This window comes from Pseudomonas sp. TS_SC_3 (genome assembly GCF_056156225.1).
On record NZ_CM149586.1, the window covers coordinates 495990 to 519355 of the forward strand.

The 23366-nt window shown below is 60.0% G+C and carries 21 protein-coding genes; 18 read left to right on the forward strand and 3 right to left on the reverse strand.

What is annotated here, in order from left to right; translation table 11 throughout:
* Window positions 1–10: 10 nt before the first annotated feature.
* On the reverse strand, window positions 11–811 hold the full coding sequence (locus AC0J6G_RS02405) for a cytochrome C assembly family protein (RefSeq protein WP_475250919.1): 801 nt from the start codon (window positions 809–811) through the stop codon (window positions 11–13).
* 162 nt (window positions 812–973) lie between these two features.
* Here AC0J6G_RS02405 and ffh point away from each other — a divergent pair, with 162 nt between their 5' ends.
* The 9 genes from ffh (at window position 974) to thrC (ending at window position 9315) form a co-directional block, all read left to right on the forward strand.
* The gene (ffh, locus tag AC0J6G_RS02410; protein WP_475250921.1) at window positions 974–2347 is read left to right on the forward strand and encodes a signal recognition particle protein; all 1374 of its coding nucleotides are present in this window, start codon (window positions 974–976) and stop codon (window positions 2345–2347) included.
* 252 nt (window positions 2348–2599) lie between these two features.
* Entirely contained in the window at window positions 2600–2851 is a 252-nt protein-coding gene (gene rpsP, locus AC0J6G_RS02415; protein ID WP_090239277.1) for a 30S ribosomal protein S16, read from the forward strand.
* 5 nt (window positions 2852–2856) lie between these two features.
* Window positions 2857–3393 carry a ribosome maturation factor RimM gene (gene rimM, locus AC0J6G_RS02420; protein WP_475250924.1) on the forward strand — a complete coding sequence of 179 codons (537 nt, stop codon included), beginning with the start codon at window positions 2857–2859 and terminating at the stop codon, window positions 3391–3393.
* A 5-nt stretch (window positions 3394–3398) separates the two neighbouring features.
* Window positions 3399–4151, forward strand: coding sequence for a tRNA (guanosine(37)-N1)-methyltransferase TrmD (gene trmD, locus AC0J6G_RS02425; protein ID WP_475250926.1), 753 nt, complete (start codon window positions 3399–3401; stop codon window positions 4149–4151).
* Between the two features lie 42 nt (window positions 4152–4193).
* On the forward strand, window positions 4194–4544 hold the full coding sequence (gene rplS / locus AC0J6G_RS02430; protein WP_475250928.1) for a 50S ribosomal protein L19: 351 nt from the start codon (window positions 4194–4196) through the stop codon (window positions 4542–4544).
* A gap of 166 nt (window positions 4545–4710) precedes the next feature.
* Window positions 4711–5607 (forward strand): site-specific tyrosine recombinase XerD, encoded by an 897-nt coding sequence (gene xerD, locus AC0J6G_RS02435; RefSeq protein ID WP_475250930.1) that lies wholly within the window; start codon window positions 4711–4713, stop codon window positions 5605–5607.
* Between the two features lie 91 nt (window positions 5608–5698).
* Complete coding sequence (dsbC, locus tag AC0J6G_RS02440) at window positions 5699–6424, forward strand: bifunctional protein-disulfide isomerase/oxidoreductase DsbC (RefSeq protein WP_475250932.1); 726 nt, start codon at window positions 5699–5701, stop codon at window positions 6422–6424.
* A gap of 112 nt (window positions 6425–6536) precedes the next feature.
* On the forward strand, window positions 6537–7841 hold the full coding sequence (locus tag AC0J6G_RS02445; RefSeq protein ID WP_475250934.1) for a homoserine dehydrogenase: 1305 nt from the start codon (window positions 6537–6539) through the stop codon (window positions 7839–7841).
* A 64-nt stretch (window positions 7842–7905) separates the two neighbouring features.
* On the forward strand, window positions 7906–9315 hold the full coding sequence (thrC, locus tag AC0J6G_RS02450) for a threonine synthase (RefSeq protein WP_475250936.1): 1410 nt from the start codon (window positions 7906–7908) through the stop codon (window positions 9313–9315).
* A gap of 60 nt (window positions 9316–9375) precedes the next feature.
* On the opposite strand, the gene AC0J6G_RS02455 is transcribed toward thrC, so the two are convergent.
* Window positions 9376–10008: a 2'-5' RNA ligase family protein gene (locus tag AC0J6G_RS02455; protein WP_475250938.1), complete on the reverse strand. Its 633-nt coding sequence runs from the start codon at window positions 10006–10008 to the stop codon at window positions 9376–9378.
* 9 nt (window positions 10009–10017) lie between these two features.
* Complete coding sequence (locus AC0J6G_RS02460; RefSeq protein ID WP_475250940.1) at window positions 10018–11217, reverse strand: CaiB/BaiF CoA transferase family protein; 1200 nt, start codon at window positions 11215–11217, stop codon at window positions 10018–10020.
* 405 nt (window positions 11218–11622) lie between these two features.
* On the opposite strand from AC0J6G_RS02460, the gene AC0J6G_RS02465 reads away from it, so the two are divergent.
* The 9 genes from AC0J6G_RS02465 to AC0J6G_RS02505 all read left to right on the forward strand — a co-directional run bounded on the left by AC0J6G_RS02465 (window position 11623) and on the right by AC0J6G_RS02505 (window position 23366).
* Window positions 11623–13074 (forward strand): YfcC family protein, encoded by a 1452-nt coding sequence (locus tag AC0J6G_RS02465; protein WP_475250942.1) that lies wholly within the window; start codon window positions 11623–11625, stop codon window positions 13072–13074.
* Between the two features lie 36 nt (window positions 13075–13110).
* Window positions 13111–14340: an arginine deiminase gene (locus AC0J6G_RS02470; protein ID WP_475250944.1), complete on the forward strand. Its 1230-nt coding sequence runs from the start codon at window positions 13111–13113 to the stop codon at window positions 14338–14340.
* An 18-nt stretch (window positions 14341–14358) separates the two neighbouring features.
* Window positions 14359–15360 carry an ornithine carbamoyltransferase gene (gene argF, locus AC0J6G_RS02475; RefSeq protein WP_475250946.1) on the forward strand — a complete coding sequence of 334 codons (1002 nt, stop codon included), beginning with the start codon at window positions 14359–14361 and terminating at the stop codon, window positions 15358–15360.
* Between the two features lies 1 nt (window position 15361).
* Window positions 15362–16279, forward strand: coding sequence for a carbamate kinase (gene arcC / locus AC0J6G_RS02480; protein WP_475250948.1), 918 nt, complete (start codon window positions 15362–15364; stop codon window positions 16277–16279).
* Between the two features lie 119 nt (window positions 16280–16398).
* Entirely contained in the window at window positions 16399–16938 is a 540-nt protein-coding gene (locus AC0J6G_RS02485) for a YaeQ family protein (protein WP_475250950.1), read from the forward strand.
* Between the two features lie 154 nt (window positions 16939–17092).
* Window positions 17093–18805 (forward strand): single-stranded-DNA-specific exonuclease RecJ, encoded by a 1713-nt coding sequence (recJ, locus tag AC0J6G_RS02490; protein ID WP_475250952.1) that lies wholly within the window; start codon window positions 17093–17095, stop codon window positions 18803–18805.
* Window positions 18806–19055: 250 nt separating this feature from the next.
* Window positions 19056–19805 (forward strand): tellurite resistance TerB family protein, encoded by a 750-nt coding sequence (locus tag AC0J6G_RS02495; protein ID WP_475250954.1) that lies wholly within the window; start codon window positions 19056–19058, stop codon window positions 19803–19805.
* A 134-nt stretch (window positions 19806–19939) separates the two neighbouring features.
* Window positions 19940–21592 carry a GMC family oxidoreductase gene (locus tag AC0J6G_RS02500; RefSeq protein WP_475250956.1) on the forward strand — a complete coding sequence of 551 codons (1653 nt, stop codon included), beginning with the start codon at window positions 19940–19942 and terminating at the stop codon, window positions 21590–21592.
* Window positions 21593–21731: 139 nt separating this feature from the next.
* On the forward strand, window positions 21732–23366 hold the full coding sequence (locus AC0J6G_RS02505) for a methyl-accepting chemotaxis protein (protein ID WP_475250958.1): 1635 nt from the start codon (window positions 21732–21734) through the stop codon (window positions 23364–23366).

Sequence of the window (23366 nt, forward strand, 5' to 3'; positions counted from 1 at the left end):
GGAAGGGGTCTCAGATATGCAGAATGAATTCGCGAACCAGCTTGCTGCCGAAATAGGCCAGCATCAGCAAGCAGAAGCCCGCCAGAGTCCAGCGAATGGCTTTGTGACCGCGCCAGCCGAGTTGGTGGCGGCCCCACAGAAGTACAGCAAAGACCACCCAGGCAAAACACGAGAGAATGGTTTTATGCACCAGGTGCTGGGCAAATAGGTCGCTGATAAACAATGCACCAGACAGCAGCGAGAGTGACAACAAGGCCCAGCCCGCCCAGAGAAAGCTGAACAGCAGGCTTTCCATGGTTTGTAGGGGGGGGAAGTTCTTGATCAGTCCGGAGGGGTGCTTGTGCTTGAGTTGGTGGTCCTGCAATAACAGCAGCAGCGACTGGAACACGGCAATGGTCAGCATGCCGTAAGCGGTTATCGACAACAGAATGTGCGCGATGATGCCCGGTGCTTCATTAATGGTTTGGGTTGTGCCGCTGGGCATGAACTGGGCAAGCAGTACAGTGAAGAAGCCCAGCGGGAATAACAGCAGCAGTAGGTTCTCCACGGGTATTCGCGCGCAAGCCAGCAGCGTCAGCAGAATAACCGCGGCGGCGATCAGGCTGGCGGCGTTGAAAAAGTCCAGTGACAAACCATTGTCATCAAACATCTGCAGACACAGGCTACTGCCGTGCAGAAGCAGTGCCAGTGTGCCGAGCGCAATCAGCAGGCGCTTGTTGGGCGAGCTGCGCTGTTGCAAGCGCAGGCCTTGATAGAGTGCGGCGCCTGCATAGAGGCAAGCGGCAGCTAGGCTGGGTAGCAGAGGGTGCATAAATCCTTGTCAGGCAAACCCGAAAGGCGGCCAGTGTGGCATATAACCCGTGCGCCACGAAAGCGTCTGGCGGCGTCAGTGTCGGTGTCTCGCAGTCTTCGCTATAATCCGCGACCTGTTGCAAGCCCACCCTCGGTTCGCTTGAGCCTGAAAGGAACGCGCATGTTCGAAAATCTGACTGACCGCCTCTCGCAGACCCTGCGAAATGTCACTGGCAAAGCCAAACTGAGCGAAGACAACATCAAGGACACCCTGCGTGAAGTGCGCATGGCCTTACTTGAGGCTGACGTTGCCCTGCCAGTGGTCAAGGACTTCGTGAATAAGGTCAAGGATCGCGCGGTCGGCACCGAGGTGTCGAAGAGCCTGACGCCGGGCCAAGCGTTCGTGAAGATCGTCCGCGCCGAGCTTGAAGAGCTGATGGGCGCAGCCAACGAAGACCTGGCGCTGAATGCCGTGCCGCCTGCCGTGGTGCTGATGGCGGGTCTGCAAGGTGCGGGTAAAACCACCACCGTCGGTAAGCTGGCGCGCTTCCTTAAAGAGCGCAAGAAAAAGACCGTGATGGTGGTGTCGGCTGACGTTTACCGTCCGGCGGCAATCAAACAGCTGGAAACCCTGGCCAACGATATTGGTGTGACCTTCTTCCCTTCCGATCTCAGCCAGAAGCCGGTGGATATCGCTGAGGCGGCGATCAAGGAAGCCAAGCTCAAGTTTATCGATGTCGTGATCGTCGACACCGCCGGTCGTTTGGCTATTGATGCCGAGATGATGGCTGAGATCCAGGCGCTGCATGCGGCGATCAAGCCGGTGGAAACTCTGTTCGTGGTTGACGCCATGACCGGCCAGGATGCTGCCAATACCGCCAAAGCTTTTAATGATGCGTTGCCGCTGACCGGTGTGGTGCTGACCAAGGTCGACGGTGATGCGCGCGGCGGTGCGGCGTTGTCGGTGCGGCATATCACCGGTAAGCCGATCAAATTTATCGGCATGGGCGAGAAGACCGAGGCGCTCGAGCCTTTTCACCCTGACCGGATTGCATCGCGCATCCTTGGCATGGGCGATGTACTCAGCCTGATCGAGCAGGCCGAGCAGACCCTAGATCGTGAGAAAGCCGAGAAGCTCACCAAGAAACTGAAGAAGGGCAAGGGCTTCGACCTCGAAGATTTCCGTGACCAGCTGCAGCAGATGAAGAGCATGGGCGGCCTCGGCGGCCTGATGGACAAGCTGCCGCAGATGGGCGGCGTCAATCTGGCGCAGATGGGCAACGCCCAGGGCGCGGCCGAGAAGCAGTTCAAGCAGATGGAGGCGATCATCAACTCGATGACGCCTCAAGAGCGTCGCGACCCGGAAATTATCAGCGGCTCGCGCAAGCGCCGTATCGCCATGGGCTCCGGCACCCAGGTGCAGGACATTGGTCGCTTGATCAAGCAGCACAAGCAGATGCAGAAGATGATGAAGAAGTTCACTGCTAAAGGCGGTATGGCCAAGATGATGCGTGGCATGGGCGGGATGATGCCCGGCGGCATGCCGAAGATGTAAGGAATCCGCGTCGGTTGCGATGCCGACGCAGACCCTCGCGCAACGCGGGGATAGACAGTAAACCCGCCTTTTGCGGGAGCTGATCGGCCGGTTTGGATGGCGGCCCTCTGGCAAATCTTGATTGCACAGGCCCATGCGCTTGAAAAAGCCATTTGCAAAAGTCCGGATATTCCTTAGAATATGCGGCCTTTCGGGTACCCATTCCCGCTGTGCATTTAGATTTGCAGCACCGACTACAGGAACTATGTTCACATGCTAACGATTCGTCTTGCCCTCGGCGGCTCCAAAAAGCGCCCATTCTACAAAATCAACGTGACCGACAGCCGTAACCCACGTGACGGTTCGCACAAAGAAGAAATCGGTTTCTTCAACCCGATTGCTCGCGGTCAGGAAGTTCGTCTGTCCGTTAAGCAAGATCGCCTGGCCCATTGGCTGAGCGTCGGCGCACAGCCGTCTGACCGTGTTGCCCAGCTGTTGAAGGACGCTGCTAAGGCTGCGGCCTGAGCAATATGAGCGCAACGCCTGCTTCTACCGATGATTTGATCGTTATCGGCAAGATCTACTCTGTACATGGCGTTCGCGGTGAAGTGAAGGTGTATTCCTTTACCGATCCTGTTGCAAACCTGTTGCAGTACAAGTCCTGGACGCTTAGGCGCGAAGGCAGTGTCAAACAGGTCGAGCTGGTTAGCGGACGCGGGAATGATAAGTTCCTGGTCGCAAAGCTCAAGGGTCTTGATGACCGCGAAGAAGCACGTCTTCTAGCGGGTTATGAGATCTGCGTGCCGCGCAACCTGTTCCCTGAATTAACAGCCGGTGAGTACTACTGGTACCAGTTGGAAGGTCTCAAGGTTATCGACCAGGCAGGGCAATTGCTCGGCAAGATCGATCACTTGTTAGAAACCGGTGCCAACGATGTGATGGTGGTTAAACCCTGCACCGACAGCCTGGATGGTCGTGAGCGCTTATTGCCCTACACAGAGCAATGTGTGCTGTCGATTGATTTGAGTGCTGGCGAAATGCGGGTTGACTGGGATGCGGACTTTTAAGCCTGATGCCAAATCTGCGCGTTGAAGTCATTACGTTGTTCCCGGAAATGTTTACTGCTATTAGCGATTACGGCATTACCAGTCGCGCGGTGAAACAGGGTTTGTTGCAACTGACCTGTTGGAATCCGCGAAGCTACACCACTGACCGTCACCACACTGTGGATGATCGGCCTTTTGGTGGTGGCCCCGGCATGGTGATGAAGATCAAGCCGCTTGAGGATGCTTTGCTCGACGCCAAGCACGCCGCAGGTGAAAAAGCGAAAGTGATTTATCTTTCGCCGCAAGGTCGCCAGCTGACTCAGTCAGCAGTACGCGAACTGGCCAACGTTGAGGCATTAATCCTCATCGCAGGTCGCTACGAAGGCATTGATGAGCGCTTTATTGAGGCGCATGTCGATGAAGAATGGTCGATTGGGGATTACGTCCTGTCTGGCGGTGAGCTGCCGGCCATGGTGCTGATCGACGCGGTAACGCGCCTATTGCCTGGTGCATTGGGTCATGCAGACTCGGCCGAGGAAGACTCCTTTACGGATGGCTTGCTTGACTGCCCGCACTACACCCGCCCGGAGGTGTATGCGGATAAACGTGTTCCACAGGTGCTGCTTAGCGGCAACCACGAACACATCCGGCGCTGGCGTTTGCAGCAGTCCCTTGGTCGGACGCACGAACGACGCGCTGATCTTCTGGAAAGCCGCTCGCTTTCTGGAGAAGAGAAGAAGCTGCTGGAGGAATACATCCGCCAGCGGGACGATAGTTAATGTATCGATGGCAGGCCTGATTGCCTGTCTTAGGAGCGCAGCATGACCAACAAGATTATTCAGCAGATCGAAGCTGAGCAGATGGGCAAAGTGATTCCTCCTTTTGCACCGGGCGATACCATCATCGTTCAGGTAAAAGTAAAGGAAGGCGATCGTCAGCGTCTGCAGGCGTTTGAAGGTGTTGTTATCGCTAAGCGTAACCGTGGTCTGAACAGTGCGTTCACTGTTCGTAAGATCTCCAACGGTGTTGGCGTTGAGCGTACTTTCCAGACTTACAGCCCGCTGGTTGACAGCCTGGCCGTTAAGCGTCGCGGTGACGTACGTAAAGCCAAGCTTTACTACCTGCGCGACCTGTCCGGTAAAGCAGCGCGCATCAAGGAAAAACTGGGCTAAGTCTCAGCTTTCCAATAAAAAGCAGCCCTCGGGCTGCTTTTTTCGTTTCTGGGCTTTGGCTATTACGTTGTAACGCGTTGATGTCATCTCGGCTCAAGCAGGCAAAGCGCTGGCCCATGGCGCTGCGCTCGTAGACACTAGCGGCCATATTGTTTGAGGTTTTTTGATGGCAGCTCTCGACCATCCGCTGATTGACCGTTTTCTTGAGTCGTTATGGCTGGAGAAGGGCTTGTCGGCCCACACCCGCTCGGCTTACCGCAGTGATCTGGCGTTGTTTAATGGCTGGCTGCAGGTGCGCGATGTGCAGTTGCCAGATGCAGGCCGTGAGCTGATTCTCGACCATTTGGCCTGGCGTCTGAATGAGGGTTACAAGGCGCGCTCTACCGCGCGGCTGCTCTCGGGGTTGCGCGGTTTTTACCGGTTTCTCTTGCGTGAGCAGCTGATCAGTCGGGATCCAACGTTGCAGGTGGATTTACCGCAGCTGGGCCGGCCGCTGCCCAAGTCGCTGTCCGAGGCGGATGTTGAGGCCTTGCTGGCCGCTCCGGAGCTGGATGACCCGATCGGTTTGCGTGACCGCGCCATGCTCGAGGTGCTGTATGCCTGTGGCCTGCGCGTCAGTGAGCTGATAGGTTTGACGCTTGAGCAGGTCAATCTGCGTCAGGGTGTGCTGCGCGTATTTGGCAAAGGCAGCAAGGAGCGCTTGGTGCCGCTCGGTGAAGAGGCGATTGCCTGGATTGAGCGCTACAGCAAAGAGGCTCGGCCATTCTTGCTGGATGGCAAACCCAGCGATGTGCTGTTTCCCAGCCTGCGTGGTGAGCAGATGACCCGGCAGACCTTCTGGTACCGCATCAAGCACCAAGCACGCGTTGCGGGGGTTGCCAAGAGTTTGTCGCCGCACACTTTGCGCCACGCCTTTGCCACGCACTTGCTCAACCACGGTGCAGATCTGCGTGTGGTGCAGATGCTCTTGGGGCATAGCGATTTATCGACCACGCAGATTTATACCCACGTCGCCCGCGCGCGGTTGCAGGAGCTGCATGCCTTGCACCACCCGCGTGGTTGAGCACGCCGTCTGGCCTGCTGTAGTCGGTCTGTATGGGCTTGTATGGTAGGCTGCGACACTCTTTGTTAGATCGTTTTCGTTAGGAGTTTGTATGCGCTTTAATCGCAGTGTTGTCGCGTTGGCCTTGAGCCTGGCCAGCAGCATTGGCATGGCTGCCGATCCTGATCAGGCTATCCGCACTACGCTCAAAGCGATTGACCCTGATCTGCCGATTGAAGCCATTGCAGAGAGCCCGATGAGCGGTCTGTATCAGGTTCAGTTGCAGGGCGGCCGTCAGTTATACGCCAGCGAAGATGGCCAGTTTCTGCTTCAGGGTTATCTGTTCCAGGTTAAGGATGGCAAGCCAGTCAACCTGACTGAAGTTGCTGAGAGCAAAGGCGTGGTTAAGTTGATGGAGGCGATTCCCGCTTCTGAAATGGTGATCTTCGCGCCCAAGCAAGCGAAAACTCATATCACCGTGTTTACCGACACCGACTGCGGTTATTGCCAAAAACTGCACAGCGAAGTGCCTGAGCTAAACCGTTTGGGTGTTGAAGTGCGTTACCTGGCCTTCCCGCGTCAGGGTCTTGAAAGCGCTGCCGCCAAAGAGCTGTCTAATGTCTGGTGCGCCAAGGACAAACAGGACGCCATGAACCGCGCCAAAACCCGCCAAGGCGTGGCCGATGCGCAGTGCGACAGCCCGGTGGCCAAGCAATACGCATTGGGTCAGCTAATTGGTGTCAGCGGCACACCGGCCATCGTGTTGGCTAACGGCAAGATCATTCCGGGCTATCAGCCGGCGCCGCAGTTGGCGAAAATCGCCTTAGAGTCCAAGTGAGCGAAGGCGTACGCCTGATTGACTAATAAACAGCCGCTTCGTATGGTGCGGCTCTTTTCCACGGCCGGGGCTTGCTCCGGCCGTTTTTCGCAGTGCAGATGGGGAGTTCAGTGTGAAACCGGTCAAAGTAGGCATCTGTGGGCTCGGTACCGTCGGTGGCGGTACGTTGAATGTACTTAAGCGTAATGCCGAGGAAATTACCCGGCGTGCAGGGCGTGGTATTGAAGTTGCCCAGATTGCCATTCGCTCGCCCAAGCCACAGTACGACACGACCGGTATTAGCCTGACCAGCGACGTTTTCGAGCTGGTGAATAACCCTGAGATCGATATTGTTATCGAGCTGATTGGCGGTTACACCCTGGCCAAGGAGCTGGTGCTCAAGGCCATCGACAACGGCAAGCACGTGGTCACCGCCAATAAGGCGCTGATAGCCGTACACGGCAATGAGATCTTTGCCAAAGCCCGCGAGAAGGGTGTGATCGTCGCCTTCGAAGCCGCCGTAGCCGGCGGTATTCCGGTGATCAAGGCGATTCGTGAAGGCCTGGCGGCTAACCGCATCAACTGGCTGGCCGGCATCATCAACGGCACTGGTAACTTTATCCTCAGTGAAATGCGTGAGAAGGGTCGCACCTTCGATGACGTGTTGGCCGAGGCGCAGGCGCTGGGTTATGCCGAAGCCGATCCAACCTTCGACGTCGAGGGCATTGATGCTGCGCACAAGCTGACCATCCTGGCGTCCATCGCTTTTGGTATTCCGCTGCAGTTCGACAAGGCCTACACCGAAGGCATCACCAAACTGACCACCGCTGACGTGAACTACGCAGAAGCCTTGGGCTATCGCATCAAGCACCTCGGTGTTGCCCGTCGCACTGAAGCCGGTATCGAGTTGCGTGTACACCCGACGCTGATCCCGGCGGATCGGCTGATCGCCAACGTGAACGGCGTGATGAACGCGGTCATGGTCAACGGTGACGCTGCCGGTAGCACCCTGTTCTACGGCGCTGGCGCAGGCATGGAGCCGACTGCGTCTTCGGTGATCGCTGATCTGGTTGACGTAGTCCGTGCGCTGACCGCCGATCCAACCAACCGCGTGCCGCACTTGGCCTTCCAGCCCGACTCGCTGTCTGATCACCCGATACTGCCGATTGAGGCTTGCGAGAGTGCTTATTACCTGCGCATTCAGGCCAAGGATCATCCGGGCGTGCTGGCTCAGGTGGCGAGCATCCTGTCGGCGCGTGGCATCAACATCGAGTCGATCATGCAGAAGGAAGCCGAGGAGCAAGACGGCCTGGTGCCGATGATCCTGGTCACCCATCGTGTGGTTGAGGCGCAAATCAATGAGGCCATCAGCGCCCTTGAAGCCTTGACCGATGTGGTCGGCAGCGTTGTGCGTATCCGCGTCGAGCAGCTGAACTAATCCATTTCGGGCGCCGTGGCTAAGCTGCGGCGGCTCTTGAAGATTTAACCGAAGGTTTGCCCCTATGCGCTATATCAGTACCCGTGGCCAGGCACCGGCCCTGAATTTCGAAGATGTGCTGCTCGCTGGCTTGGCCAGCGATGGCGGCCTGTATGTGCCGGAAAACCTGCCGCGCTTTACTCAGGAAGAAATCGCCTCCTGGGCCGGCCTGCCGTACCACGAGCTGGCGTTCCGCGTGATGCGCCCGTTCGTCACCGGCAGCATTCCGGATGCCGACTTTAAAAAGATCCTCGAAGAAACCTACGGCGTGTTTGCCCATGGCGCTGTCGCGCCGCTGCGTCAGCTGAACGGTAACGAGTGGGTGCTGGAGTTGTTTCACGGCCCCACCCTAGCGTTCAAGGATTTCGCCCTGCAGCTGCTCGGTCGTTTGCTCGATTACGTGCTGGCCAAGCGTAACGAGCGCGTGGTGATCATGGGCGCGACCTCCGGTGACACCGGTTCGGCCGCCATTGAGGGTTGTAAGGCCTGCGATAATGTCGATATTTTCATCATGCACCCGCACAACCGTGTGTCTGAGGTGCAGCGCCGGCAGATGACCACCATCCTCGGCGACAACATTCATAACATCGCCATTGAAGGCAACTTCGATGACTGCCAGGAGATGGTCAAGGACAGCTTCGCTGACCAGGGCTTCCTCAAGGGCACTCGCCTGGTGGCAGTCAACTCGATCAACTGGGCGCGGATCATGGCCCAGATCGTTTACTACTTCCACGCAGCCCTGCAGCTGGGCGGGCCGGCGCGCTCCATCGCGTTCTCGGTGCCGACCGGTAACTTCGGCGACATCTTCGCCGGTTACCTGGCGCGCAACATGGGCCTGCCGATCAGCCAGCTGATCGTTGCGACCAACCGTAACGACATCCTGCACCGCTTTATGAGCGGTAATCAGTATGTGAAGGACACCCTGCACCCGACGCTGTCGCCGTCCATGGACATCATGGTGTCGTCGAACTTCGAGCGCCTGCTGTTTGACCTGCATGGCCGTAATGGCGCGGCGATCGCCGAATTGATGGCCAACTTCAAGCAGGGCGGCGGTTTCAGCGTTGATGACGATCGCTGGAGCGAAGCGCGCAAACTGTTTGATTCGCTGGCGGTGGATGATGCGCAAACCTGCGAAACCATCGTCGAGGTGTTCAACGAGTGCGGCGAGCTGCTTGACCCGCACACTGCGATTGGCGTGCGTGCGGCCCGTGAGTGCCGTCGCAGCCTGGCGACACCGATGGTGATTCTGGGCACCGCGCATCCGGTCAAGTTCCCCGAAGCGGTGGAGAAGGCTGGTGTTGGCCAAGCGCCAGCGTTGCCCGCGCATTTGGCTGATCTGTTCGAGCGTGAAGAGCGCTGCACGGTGCTGGCCAACGACCTTAAAACTGTTCAAGCCTTTGTGGCGCAGCACGGTAACCGTGGCAAGCCGCTGTAACGGCTGCTGTTGTTGAAAAAACCGGCCCCCGCAAGGGGCCGGTTTTTTTATGGGCGACGGCTAGCTCCTGAGCCGCAGGCTGTGGCGCACCCGCAGCGGGCTGAACAGCTGGCGTGCTCGGTAGTGGCAGAACTGCAGGCTCTTTACCCGCAGCTGACGTGGGGCTTCTTCAGCCAGTTCAGCCAGGCGCGCGCGGAGCAGGGCGGCATCTACACTTCGCCGATAAAGGCCGAGGGTGATGTGCGCGTGATAGGGGCTTTGTCGTACTTCGCTGCTCTGCTCGCTCAGCCGTGTGCGCCAGTGTTGCAGCTGCCCGGAGGGGTCGTAGACCGGCAGAAAGACGGCGCTGGCAAAGCTGTCGGGCTGGCCAATCAGCAGATCCAATGGCTGCCGTGATTGACGGCCCATAGCCTTGAGTTGCTGCTGCAAGTGTTGCTTGCTGAAGTCGTCATCATGACGCGCGTTGCCGCTGATAAAACCGCAAACGAAGAGCGTGATGTGCGCTTGGCGGCGTCCGGGTGGGTGCAGCACATCGCTCAACTGTTGCTGCACGCGGTCAATGTGCGCCAGCAGAGTGGGGCATTGCACGGGCAGCACCCACACGGCGTACCGGCTGCGCCCGCGATGCCACTCAGGGTAATCGCGCAGCTCGCAGGCCAGGCTGTGGGCTGGGCTGGTGAGTGGATTGGACATCAGCACGGCTCAAATAGCGCCAAGGCTTTTCAGCTCGGCAATTTGCGCCTCGCTGTAGCCAAGAGTGAGCAGGATGCGTTGGGTATGCTCGCCCAGCGCAGGGCCGACCGACTCCACTGCGCCCGGTGTGTCGCTGAGCTTGGGCACGATGCCGGGCATCTTGAAGGCTTTGCCATCTGGCAGCGTGGCCGACAAGAGCATTTCGCGCGCGAGAAATTGCGGGTCGTGGAACATGTCTTCGGCGCTGAAGATACGGCTGGCCGGAACCTCGGCTTGGTTCAGCGTTGCCAGCACCTGCTCTAATGGTAGCGAGCCAACCCAGCGGTCGATCACGCCATAAATTTCATCGCGTCGCGCATCGCGGCCGTCATTGCTGGCCAGGGTCGCGTCGTCGGCCAGGTCCGGGCGGTCGATGGCCTGCATAAAGCGTTTGAAGATCGCATCACCGTTGGCACCGATCTGGATGTGTTTGCCGTCGCTGCTGGTGTGAATCGAGGAGGGCGTGATGCCGGGCATGATGTTGCCGGTGCGCTCGCGGATAAAACCGAACACATCGAACTCCGGCACCATGGACTCCATCATCGCGAAGATCGCTTCATACAGCGCCACATCCACCACTTGGCCGCTGCCGCCGTTGACCTCGCGATGGCGCAGCGCCATCAGCGCGCCGATCACGCCCCACAGCGCGGCAATCGAATCGCCAATGCTGATGCCGGTGCGCACCGGCGGGCGATCCTCGAAACCGGTGATATAGCGCAGCCCACCCATGGATTCGCCCACCGCGCCAAAGCCTGGCTGATCCTTCATCGGGCCGGTCTGGCCGAAGCCGGACAGGCGCACCATCACCAATTTTGGGTTGAGTGCATGCAGCACTTCCCAGCCCAGGCCGAGTTTCTCCAGCACGCCGGGGCGGAAGTTCTCGATGAGAATGTCCGCCTCGCTGAGCAGCTTTTTCAACACCTCGCGCCCGGCCTCATGCTTGAGGTTAAGGGTGATCGACTGTTTGTTGCGTGCCTGCACAAACCACCACAGCGATGTGCCCTCATACAGCTTGCGCCACTTGCGCAGTGGGTCGCCGCCGTCGGGCGACTCGACCTTGATCACCTCGGCACCAAACTCGGCGCAAATACGCGAGGCAAAAGGACCGGCGATCAAGGTGCCGAGTTCGATGACTTTAATGCCGGCGAGGGGCTTGCTGGGGTTGCTCATGAGGACTCCTGAAGGACGATGCCGGCGTAGCCTATTGCATTGCGTGCAGGGGGACTATGTCTGCGCGCTACCGGCCTGCTCTCGCCGAGGCCGGCTGGTGTCATGGCGTGTGCTTAGCCTACGGCGCAACTTGCGCTGCGAGGGCGGTGTATCAGCAGGGCGGTCAGTAATCAAACTGACTCAGGCTGAACTTATCTTGATACCCCATGTTCACACGCAAGCCTGCAACGCACGGGTGGTTCGGCTATTTGCCGATGAAAGGTCGTGAGTAATGCGCCGGGTTTGACCTGGATCACACGACGTCTAACCAGTGGGGGCATTGTGATTTTGGCGGGTAGTGCCAGCGCTTGAACACGCTGGCTGTTATCTCCTGTCGACCCGGTATTCGGATCAAGGAGCGGCGCCATGAGTTCGCAAGAAGATAATTCCCCGGCCGATCAGCATGACGATCTGGCCACGCGTTTCCCCACGGCCTACACGATTCTGTTTCTGCTGATTGTCTTTGTCGCGGCCCTGACCTGGGTGATTCCCGCCGGCAAGTACGAGCGGGTAATGAACGAGAGTGTCGGCCGTGAAGTGGCGGTGCCAGGCACCTACCAGCAGGTTGAGGCCAACCCTCAGGGCTTCGTCGAGGTCATGCTGGCGCCCACGGCAGGCTTCTATAACCCAGACAGCTATGCCGCCAATGCCATCGATGTGGCGCTGTTTGTGCTGTTTCTCGGCGGCTTTCTCGGGGTGATGAACGCCACGGGGGCCATCGACACGGGTATCCGTAGCGCCATGCGCAAACTCAAGGGCCATGAAATCTGGATGATCCCCATCCTGATGACCCTGTTCGCCTTGGGCGGCACCACTTATGGCATGGCCGAAGAAACCCTGGCCTTTTACGCCATTCTGATCCCGGTGATGATCGCCGCCGGCTACGACAGCATCACTGGTGTGGCGATCATTCTGATCGGTGCCGGTATTGGCGTTGTTGGCTCGACCATCAACCCCTTTGCCACGGTGATCGCAGCCAATGCGGCCAGTATTCCGTTCACCGATGGCCTGGCCCTGCGCCTGGTGATTCTGCTCGGCGGGCTGATTATTTGTGCCGTCTATGTGATGCGCTATGCCAAACAGGTGCAGGCCGACCCCTCGCGCTCGGTGGTGGCCAAGCAACGCGAGGCGCACAAAAAGCTGTTCCTGCAGGGCCATGAGGACGATTTTAAAGACACGCGCCTGACGCGCACTCAGATGCTGGTGCTGGTGATCTTTGCGCTGACCTTTGCGGTGATGATCTGGGGTGTGTCATCCCAGGGCTGGTGGATGGCCAGCATGGGCGCGTTGTTTCTCGGCTCGGCCATCGTGATCGGCATCGTCGCCCGGCTGGGCGAAAAGAAGCTTACCGGCAGCTTTGTTGACGGCGCCCGCGATCTGCTCGGGGTGGCCCTGGTCGTCGGCCTGGCGCGCGGCATCGTGGTGATCATGGAGCAGGGCATGATCGCCGACACCATCTTGCACAGTGCCGAGACCTCGCTCGGCGGCTTACCGCCGCTGGCGTTTATCCATGTGATGTTCTGGATTGAGGCCGGCATGAGTTTGTTTGTGCCGTCGTCCTCGGGCCTGGCGGTGCTGTCGATGCCGATTCTGGCGCCTCTGGCGGACTTTGCCAGCGTCGGCCGTGATCTGGTGGTCACGGCGTACCAATCGGCCAATGGCCTGGTCAATCTGATCAACCCCACCTTTGCCGTGGTGGTCGGCGGGCTGGCAATAGGCCGGGTGTCCTATGACCGTTGGCTGGTCTTTATCTGGCCTTTACTACTCATCCTCACGCTGTTCGTCTCGCTTGTGCTGAGTGTCGGCGTATTGCTTTGACGCGCCGCTGCAGCCCTTCAGTAAAGGAGCTTCGTCATGTCTGATAAAACCTTTGGTGTGCATTCTGAAACGGGCGTTCTGCGTCAGGTGATTGTGTGCCGGCCGGGGCTGGCCCACCGCCGGCTTACCCCGTCCAACTGCGATGCGTTGCTGTTCGACGATGTGTTTTGGGTCAAGCAGGCGCAGAAGGATCACGATATCTTCACCAGCCTGATGCGCGCTCGCGGCATTGAGGTGCTGGATGTTAATGAGCTGCTGGCCCAGGCCCTGGATATTGCCGAGGCGCGGCGTTGGCTGCTGGATTTGCGCATCACCCGCAATGACATTGGCCTGGGCATGCTCTCCGACCTGCGGGCCTGGATGGATGAGATGCCCGCCACGCAGCTGGCGGAGTTTCTGATCGGCGGGCTGCAGGTCGGCGACATGCCCTTCAACCCCAGCGGATTATTTGGCAACCATCTGGGGCGCTCGGGTTTCGTTCTGCCGCCACTGCCCAATTTGCTGTTTACCCGTGACAACAGTGCCTGGATTTATGGCGGGGTGACGTTGAACCCGATGTATTGGCCTGCCCGCCGCCCGGAGACGCTGTTGATGGCGACCATTTACCGCTTTCACCCGATCTTCGCCGGGCGTGTGCCGGTGCTCTGGGGTGACCCCGCTCGTGAGCATGGCCTGGCTACCCTCGAAGGCGGCGACATCATGCCCGTGGGTAACGCCACTGTACTGGTGGGCATGGGCGAGCGTTCATCGCCCCAGGCCATTGGTCAGCTGGCGGATGCCTTATTCAAGCAGGGTGCGGCGCAGCGGGTAATTGCCTGCCAGTTGCCCAAATCCCGCGCGGCCATGCACTTGGATACGGTGTTTACCCTGTGCGGCGGCAATATCGTCACCACCTTCAAAGAAGTTGCCGATGAGGTGATCTGCTATGACCTGCGCCCAGGCGAGGGCGGCAAGCACCTTAGTTTTCGCCAGGACCCGCGCCATTTGTTCGATGTGGTGGCGGAGGTGCTGGGTTATCCATCCCTGGAACTGGTGCCCACCGGCGGCAGCAATGCAGCCGAGCGTGAGCGTGAGCAGTGGAACGATGGCAATAACGTTTTGGCCCTCAGCCCTGGTGTGGTCATCGGCTATGACCGCAACGACGACACCAATGCCGCGCTGCAGGCGGCGGGCATCGAAGTGCTGGCCATACCCGGCGCCGAGCTGGGTCGCGGTCGCGGTGGCGGCCATTGCATGAGCTGTCCAACCATCCGTGACGCCGTTTAATCTGACAGGGATACCACCATGGCTTTTAATCTGAAAAACCGTCACTTCCTCACCCTGCGCGACTTCACCCCGCAGGAAATCAACTTTCTCCTCAAGCTGTCGGCTGATCTGAAAGCTGCCAAATATGCCGGCACAGAAGTGCCGCAACTACGTGGCAAAGACATCGCGCTGATCTTCGAGAAGGACTCCACCCGCACCCGCGTCGGTTTCGAGGTGGCGGCCTTTGATCAGGGCGCACGCGTCACCTACTTAGGCCCGACCGGCACCCATATCGGTCACAAGGAATCGGTAAAAGACACTGCCCGGGTGCTGGGCCGCGTGTATGACGCCATCGAGTATCGCGGTTTCGGTCAGGCGATCGTCGAGGAGTTGGCCGAGTATGCCGGTGTACCGGTGTACAACGGCCTGACCAACGAATTTCACCCGACCCAAATACTCGCCGACTTTCTCACCATGCAAGAGCATGTGGAAAAGCCGCTGCATGAAGTGGCCTTCGTGTTTATTGGCGATGCGGCCAACAACATGGGCGACAGCCTGCTGATCGGCGCCGCGAAGATGGGTATGGATGTGCGCCTCTGCGCCCCGCGGGCCTGCTGGCCAAACCCGGCTATTCAAGAGGAAGCGCAGCGGGTTGCCGCAGATACCGGCGCCAGAATCACCATCACTGAGGACATCGACGCCGCCGTTGCAGGCGTGGACTTTGTCTACACTGATGTCTGGGTATCAATGGGCGAGGCCAAGGAAAAATGGGCCGAGCGCATCAAGTTGCTGATGCCGTATCAGGTCAATGCCGAGCTGATGGCCAAAACCGCGAATCCACGCGCCCGCTTTATGCATTGCCTGCCGGCCTTCCACAACACCGAAACCGCCATGGGCCGCGAGATTCAGGCCGAGTTCGGCATTGATGCCATGGAAGTGACCGATGCGGTCTTTGAAAGCCCGGCGTCCATCGTCTTCGATCAGGCGGAAAACCGCCTGCACACCATCAAGGCCGTATTGGTCGCCACACTGGGAGCCTGACATGCTGGTTGTCGCAGCCTTGGGCGGTAACGCCCTGCTAAAACGTGGTGAGCCGCTGACTGCCGAGGTGCAACGCAGCAATGTGGTGGTGGCAGCGCAGGCGCTTGCCCAGGTGATCCGGGCGGGCCACAGCCTGGTGGTGACCCACGGCAACGGCCCGCAGGTGGGGCTGCTGGCGCTGCAAGGCGCGGCCTATAAACCCGATGAGGCCTATCCGCTGGATGTGCTGGGGGCGCAGACCGAAGGCATGATCGGCTACATCATCGAGCAGGAACTGGAAAACGCCCTGCAGCATGACCGGCCGGTGGCAACCCTGTTGACCCAGGTGCTGGTTGATCACAACGACCCGGCCTTCCTGCACCCCAGCAAGTTTGTCGGCCCGGTTTACAGCAAGGCCGAGGCCGAGAGTCGCGCTGCCGCTGCCGGCTGGCAGATTGCCGCCGACGGCGCGCACTGGCGGCGTGTGGTGCCTTCGCCAAAGCCCCTGGAAATTCCTGACCTGCGCGTGCTCAAACTGCTGCTGGAGCAGGGCGTGGTGGTGATCTGCGCCGGCGGCGGTGGCATTCCGGTGTTGCGCCTGGACAACGGCAGCCTGATTGGCGTTGAAGCAGTGATCGACAAGGATGCCGCCAGCGCACTGCTGGCCGCGCAACTTGGCGCCGATGCGTTGCTGCTGCTGACGGATGTGGAGGCCGTGTACCGCGATTTCGGCAGTGCGGATGCGTGCGCCTTGTCCGCACTTAGCGTCGCCCAGGCCCGTAGCCTGAACGTGCCGGACGGTTCCATGGGCCCGAAGGTGCAGGCCGCCTGCGACTTTGCCGACAGCGGGGGCGTCAGCGGCATAGGCCGGCTGCAGGATGCCCTGGCTATTCTCGAGGGCAGGGCGGGCACCTGTATTGGCCGGGCCGCTGAGGCTTAGGGCCATTGCACTGGGCGTATCGGATGCGATGACGCCGGTGGGGCGTCTATGCAACTGGGGTGGGCGCGGGATTCGGGTTAGACTTACCGGCTTATTCGACCAGTCAAGAAGCCCCGTCCATGGCCCTGCCGTCTACCACCTACAAAATCGAGTTGAACCTCACCGACATGGACCGCAGCGTCTATGAAAACCTGCGTTTCACCGTGGCCAAGCACCCTTCGGAAACCGAAGAACGCCTGGCGGCGCGCCTGGTGGCCTATTGTCTGTTCTATCACGAGCACTTGGCGTTTGGTCGTGGCCTGTCGGATGTGGATGAGCCGGCATTGTGGGAAAAGAGCCTGGACGATCGCGTGCTGCACTGGATCGAAGTCGGTCAGCCGGACAGTGACCGCATCACCTGGTGCTCGCGGCGCACCGAGAAGTTCAGCTTGGTGGCCTATGGCAACCTGCGCGTATGGCAGACCAAAGCGCTTGATCCAGTGCGCAGCCTAAAGAACATCAATGTTGTGGCTCTCGACCAAGAAGCCTTGGCCAAGCTGGCGCTGGACATGCCGCGTTCGCTGAACTGGAGCGTGATGATCAGCGACGGCGAGCTGTTCGTCACCGATGAGCGCGGCCAGCATGAGCTGCCGATCGAGTGGCTGATCGGCGAACGATAAGCCGTCCTGTAGGAGCCAGCTTGCTGGCGATGTGAGCGATCATGATCGCCAGCAAGCTGGCTCCTACAAAGTGGCGTGATGATTGTTCCAACGCTCCAGCGTGGGAATACAGCCGGTGACGCTCCGCGTCCGCCCTACACGAAAAAGAATGCCCATGCGTATCGAAGCCCGTCCGCTACCCTCCACTCTGCCTGATCTGGGCGCGCTGCCGCCACTCCTGACCCGCCTGTATGCCGCCCGTGGGGTGCAATCCGCCGCTGAGTTGGATAAGGGGCTGGCGCGGTTGATTCCGTATCAGCAGCTCAAGGGCATGGACGCTGCGGTCGATTTGCTGGTGCTGGGGCTGCAACAGGGCCAGCGCATGCTGATCGTCGGCGACTTCGATGCCGACGGTGCCACCGCCAGCACGGTGGGTGTATTGGGGCTGCGCATGCTGGGTGCGGCGCACGTCGATTATCTGGTGCCCAATCGCTTCGAATATGGCTATGGCCTGACCCCGGAAATTGTCGCGGTGGCGCTTGAGCGTGCGCCGCGGTTGCTGATTACCGTGGATAACGGCATTTCCAGCGTCGAGGGTGTGGCGGCGGCCAAAGCGGCGGGTTTGACTGTGCTGGTCACCGACCACCACCTGCCCGGCGCCGAGTTGCCTGCAGCGGATGCCATCGTCAACCCTAACCAGCCGGGCTGCGCGTTCCCCAGCAAGGCATTGGCTGGGGTGGGTGTGATGTTTTATGTGCTGCTGGCGTTGCGCGCCCGGCTGCGTGAAATGGGCTGGTTTAGCGCGCAGCGCCCGGAGCCGAACCTCGGTGAACTGCTGGATTTGGTCGCGCTGGGCAGTGTGGCCGATGTGGTGCCGTTGGATGCCAACAACCGCATTCTGGTGCATCAGGGGTTGGCGCGCATTCGTGCCGGGCGGGCGCGAGCGGGTTTGCGCGCGATTCTGGACGTGGCCGGGCGCGATCATCGGCGTATCACCTCCACCGACCTGGGCTTTATCCTCGGCCCGCGCTTGAATGCGGCCGGGCGGTTGGATGACATGGCGCTGGGCATCGAATGCCTGCTGTGTGAAGACGAAGCGCTGGCACGTGACATGGCCGTGCAGTTGGATCAGCTCAATCAGGACCGCAAGGCCATTGAGCAAGGCATGCAGCGTGAGGCGCTGGCCCAGCTCAAGGACTTGCCGCTAGAAGATATGCCGTTCGGCCTGTGCCTGTTCGAGCCCGACTGGCACCAGGGCGTCATCGGCATTCTCGCCTCGCGGATGAAAGAGCGTTATCACCGTCCGACCATTGCCTTTGCCGATGCAGGCGATGGTGTGCTGAAAGGTTCGGCGCGTTCCGTGCCGGGGTTTCATATCCGCGACGCACTGGATGCTGTGGCCGCCAAGCATCCGCAGCTGATCAGCAAGTTCGGTGGGCATGCCATGGCTGCGGGCTTGTCGTTGCCCGAAGCCAATTTCGCCGACTTTGCGGCGGCCTTCGATGCCGAAGTGCGTCGCCAGCTCTGCGAGGACGATCTCACCGGTCGTTTGCTCTCCGATGGAGCACTCTCGATTGAAGAGTTCCACTTGCCGCTGGCCAAGGAATTGCGCAATGCCGGGCCGTGGGGGCAGCACTTCCCGGAGCCGCTGTTCCATGGCGTGTTCCAGTTGGTGCAGCAGCGTGTAGTCGGCGAGCGCCATCTTAAGGTGGTGTTGAAAAGCGAGTGCGGCAGCGTGCAACTCGATGGCATCGCCTTTGGCGTGGATCGCGAAATCTGGCCGAACCCGACCGTGCGCTGGGTCGAGCTGGCCTACAAGCTGGACGTCAACGAGTTTCGCGGCCAGGAATCGGTGCAGCTGCTGATCGCCCACATCAGCCCGCGATAAGCGCCCCGTAGCGGCGTCGGATTAACAGCGGTCATGGCCCTTAGCGCCATTGGCTGCGGTCGCCATCCGCTTAGGTAGCACGTGTGCGACGCACCGTATTTGACGCTGTGCGCCAGCTGAGCCGCCCCGTAGTTGTTTTTCTCTCAGCCGCTGGCAATCTTTCGAAGCACTCTGGCGTTAGCGACGGTTAAGCCTGTGTCTCTAGAATCAACTCGTGTGCTTGCACAATCATTTTTAGGGAGAGCGCTTGATGATTACCCGTGGCTTACTTGACCAGTTGTTAAAGTCCGGCCAGGACTTGTTGCAACAGAAATCTGCCGGCAGCTCTGCCGGTGGTTCGACCGGCGGCTTGGGTGGCAGCTTGGGCGGTTTGCTCGGTGGCGCCGGTAAAAGCGGCCAGGGTGGTGATCTCGGCTCTCTGTTGAAAGGCGCCGGCGGCGGCGCTCTGGCGGCAGGTGCGCTGGGCTTGCTGCTGGGTAACAAGAGTGCGCGCAAAATGGGCGGCAAGGCCCTTACCTACGGAGGCTTAGCGGCGCTTGGTGTGGTCGCCTACAAGGCCTACAACAACTGGCAGGCGAAGCAGGCCAGCGCACCGCAAGGCGAGCCACAAACCCTGGATCGCTTGCCGGCACCGCAGGCCGAGTTGCACAGCCAGGCGATTCTCAAAGCGCTTGTCGGTGCGGCCAAAGCCGATGGCCATGTTGACGCCCGCGAGCGTCAGTTAATTGAGGGCGAGCTGGTTAAGCTCACCAGTGACGTCGAACTGCAGCAGTGGCTGCAGGCCGAGCTGAACAAACCGCTGGACCCCGCCGAAATAGCCCGCGCCGCCAGTACGCCAGAAATGGCCGCAGAAATGTATGTGGCCAGCGTGTTGATGGTCGACGAAGAGCATTTTATGGAGCGCGCTTACCTTGAAGAGTTGGCCCGCCAGCTCAAACTGGACCCGGCGCTTAAAACCGAGCTTGAGGCCCAGGTGCGGCAAGAGCTGATTGCCGGCTAGCGTGCAGCGTCGTTCCTCGGCGGCGCCGGTCCCCGCCCTGGCAAAGTCGGCGAGGCATTTGCTGGCGGTTTCGTTGCGCGGCAAGCAGGCGTAGGCTCTGTCGTTGATAACGATAAGAATCGCGTGAGGTCGCCATGCCTGTGACTGCAGATAACTATGATTACTTAATCATCGGCGCCGGCCCGGCCGGCTGCCTGTTGGCCAATAGACTCTCTGCGGACCCGGCCAACCGCGTATTGCTGCTTGAAGCCGGTGGCCCGGACAACTACCCGTGGATTCACATCCCGGTCGGCTACCTGTATTGCATTGGCAACCCGCGCACCGACTGGTGTTTTGACACCGAGGCGGTGCCTGGTTTGCATGGCCGCGCCCTGAAATACCCTCGGGGGCGGGTGCTCGGCGGTAGCTCTTCTATCAACGGCATGATCTACATGCGTGGCCAGTCGGGCGACTATGACGGCTGGGCGGCGGCGGGTAACCCTGGCTGGAGTTGGCAGGAACTGCTGCCGCTGTTTCGCCGTATGGAAGACCACTATGCCGGTGACAGCGCGCTGCACGGCGCTGGCGGCGAGTGGCGAGTTGAACAGCAGCGGCTGTCCTGGCGCATTCTTGATGCCTTCCGCCTAGCCGCTGGGCAAAGCGGCATTGCCAGCGTTGAGGACTTCAACGGTGGCGACAATGCTGGCTGCAGTTACTTTCAGGTCAACCAACAGCGTGGCGTGCGTTGGAATGCATCGAAGGCGTTTCTGCGTCCTATCAAGGGGCGCGCCAATCTCACGGTTTTGACCGGCGTTGAGGCGCAACGGCTGATCCTGGAAAACAGCCGCGCCGCCGGTGTGGTGGTGGATTGGCAAGGCGCACGCCACGAGGTACGGGCACGGCGCGAGGTAATTGTATGTGCCGGCTCGATTGGCTCGCCCACGCTGTTACAGCGCTCCGGTATCGGCCCGCGCGGGCTGCTTGAGCGCCTTGGTATTGGTGTGCGGCATGCGTTGCCGGGCGTTGGCGCTAATCTGCAGGATCACCTGCAGCTGCGCCTGATCTACCGCATCACCGGCGCGCCGACCCTTAACCTTATTGCCAATAGCCTGTGGGGCAAGCTGGGTATGGGCGCCGAGTACCTGTTGCGCCGCAGCGGGCCATTGTCGATGGCGCCCAGCCAGTTGGGCGCTTTCGCTAAATCAGACCCTACTCAGGCCACGGCTAACTTGCAGTACCACGTGCAGCCGTTGTCGTTGGAACGCTTTGGTGAGCCGCTGCATAACTTCCCAGCGTTTACGGCATCGGTCTGCGACCTGCGCCCACACAGCCGTGGCAGCGTCAGCATTCGCTCTGCCGATGCGCGGGAAAAACCGCTGATTCAACCCAATTACCTCAGCGACCCGCGAGACCTTAAAGTGGCCGCAGATGCCATTCGCCTGACCCGCCGGATTGTCGCTGCGCCGGCGCTGGCCGCCTATTGCCCGCAAGAGTTCAAACCAGGGCCGGACTATCAGAGTGAGGCCGACCTGCAGCGGGCCGCCGGCGAAATTGGCACCACCATTTTTCACCCGGCCGGCACTTGTCGTATGGGCACGGGCGAGCATGCGGTGGTTGATAGCCGCCTGCGTGTGCATGGTATTGCCGGGCTGCGGATTGCCGATGCCTCGATTATGCCCACTCTGACCTCAGGCAACAGCTGCTCACCGGTGTTGGTGATTGCCGAAAAAGCCGCGCAGATGATTCTGGCTGACGCAGCGCGGCCTCTGCCGGCAATCCCCGCTGCGGCGGCGCTCGCGTTGTCGTAGGCGTGCCGCACACCGGGTCTGCTTGTGTCATCGGGCATTTCAGTGCTTGCCGCTGGCGGAGGCAAACTCTAGAGTCCTAGCGTTTTTTGCGCGTTCAGCATGTTGCTGGCCGGGTACGCTTAACCAAGTGGGGAATACTGTGAAGAACTGGACTGTCCGGCAACGCATCATCGCGAGCTTCTCTGTGGTGGTCGCCATCCTTTTGCTGCTGTCTGCCACCGCGTATCACCGCTTGGCGACGGTGGAACAAGCCGCCATTAACGTGCGTGTGTCTGCCGCACCGGGGATGCGTCTGGTTGGGGTAATTCGCCTGGCCTGGGCCGACCACTTGCTGGAGAGTCAGCGCTTGTTGATGGTCGGCCATGATCAGGCTGGCCGCCAGGCGCTGACGGCTGAGAAACGCGAGACGTTTGCGCGCTTGGCCCGTGAGGTGAACGCCGGCCTCGTGGCTTATGAAGGCACCATTACCAGTGATGAGGACCGGACTCAGGCGCAGCTTTTTGCGCAGAAACGCGATCAGTACTTCCAGCTGCACGCTCAGTGGTTGGAGTTGGTCGCAGCCGGCCGTGACGCGCAGGCGTTAGCCCTGAGCAGCGAGCAGCTTCTACCGGCGTGGGCGCAGGCGCGTGCGGTTTTGACCCAGTTATTCGAGACCAACCAGGCGTTTGTCGATCAGGCCGTACAGCAGATCGTCACCGATGCAGAGTTCACCAAGTTGAGTTTGCTGGTGGCGATTCTGGTGGTTCTGGTGGTGGCCGTGCTGAGTGCGGTCGTTCTGCAGCGCACAATCAGCCAGCCCATCACCCAAGTGGTCGAAACCTTTAAGATTTTGGGTTCGGGGGATCTATCAGCCCGCCTTGATATGGGCCGGCGCGATGAGTTCAACGCCATCGAGGAAGGGTTCAATCGCATGGCCGATGAGCTAAAAAGCCTGGTGGCGCAAGCGCAGCGGTCGGCTGTGCAAATGACCACGTCGATCACCGAAATCGCCGCAACCTCCCGGCAGCAGCAAGCCACGGCTACGGAAACAGCTGCCACAACCACGGAAATTGGCGCCACATCCCGTGAAATCGCCGCCACATCGCGCGACCTGGTGCGCACCATGAGTGAAGTGTCCGGCACCGCCGAACACACCTCGGTACTGGCCGGTTCTGGTCAGCTGGGGCTGGCCCGCATGGAAGACGTCATGCGCCAGGTGGCGGGCGCTGCCGAGGTGGTGAATGCCAAGCTGGCGATCCTCAATGAGAAGGCTGGCAACATCAACCATGTGGTCACCACCATCGTCAAAGTGGCCGATCAAACCAATTTGTTGTCCCTCAACGCCGCGATTGAAGCCGAGAAGGCCGGCGAATATGGCCGTGGTTTTTCCGTGGTGGCCACCCAGGTGCGTCGCCTCGCCGATCAAACGGCTGTGGCCACCTATGACATCGAACAGATGGTGCGCGAGATCCAGTCGGCGGTGTCGGCTGGTGTTATGGGCATGGACAAGTTCTCTGAAGAGGTGCGCCGCGGTAATAGCGAGATGGCCCAGGTTGGTGACCAGCTGTCGCAGATTATTCATCAGGTGCAGGCCTTGGCGCCTCGGGTGCAAATGGTCGATGAGGGCATGCAGGCCCAGGCCACAGGCGCCGAGCAGATTACCCAGGCCCTGGTGCAGTTGAGCGAAGCCAGTGGTCAGACGGTTGATTCATTGCGCCAAGCCGGTGCCGCGATTGATGAGTTGAATCAGGTCGCCGGCAGCCTGCGCAGCGGCGTCAGCCGATTTAAGGTCTGA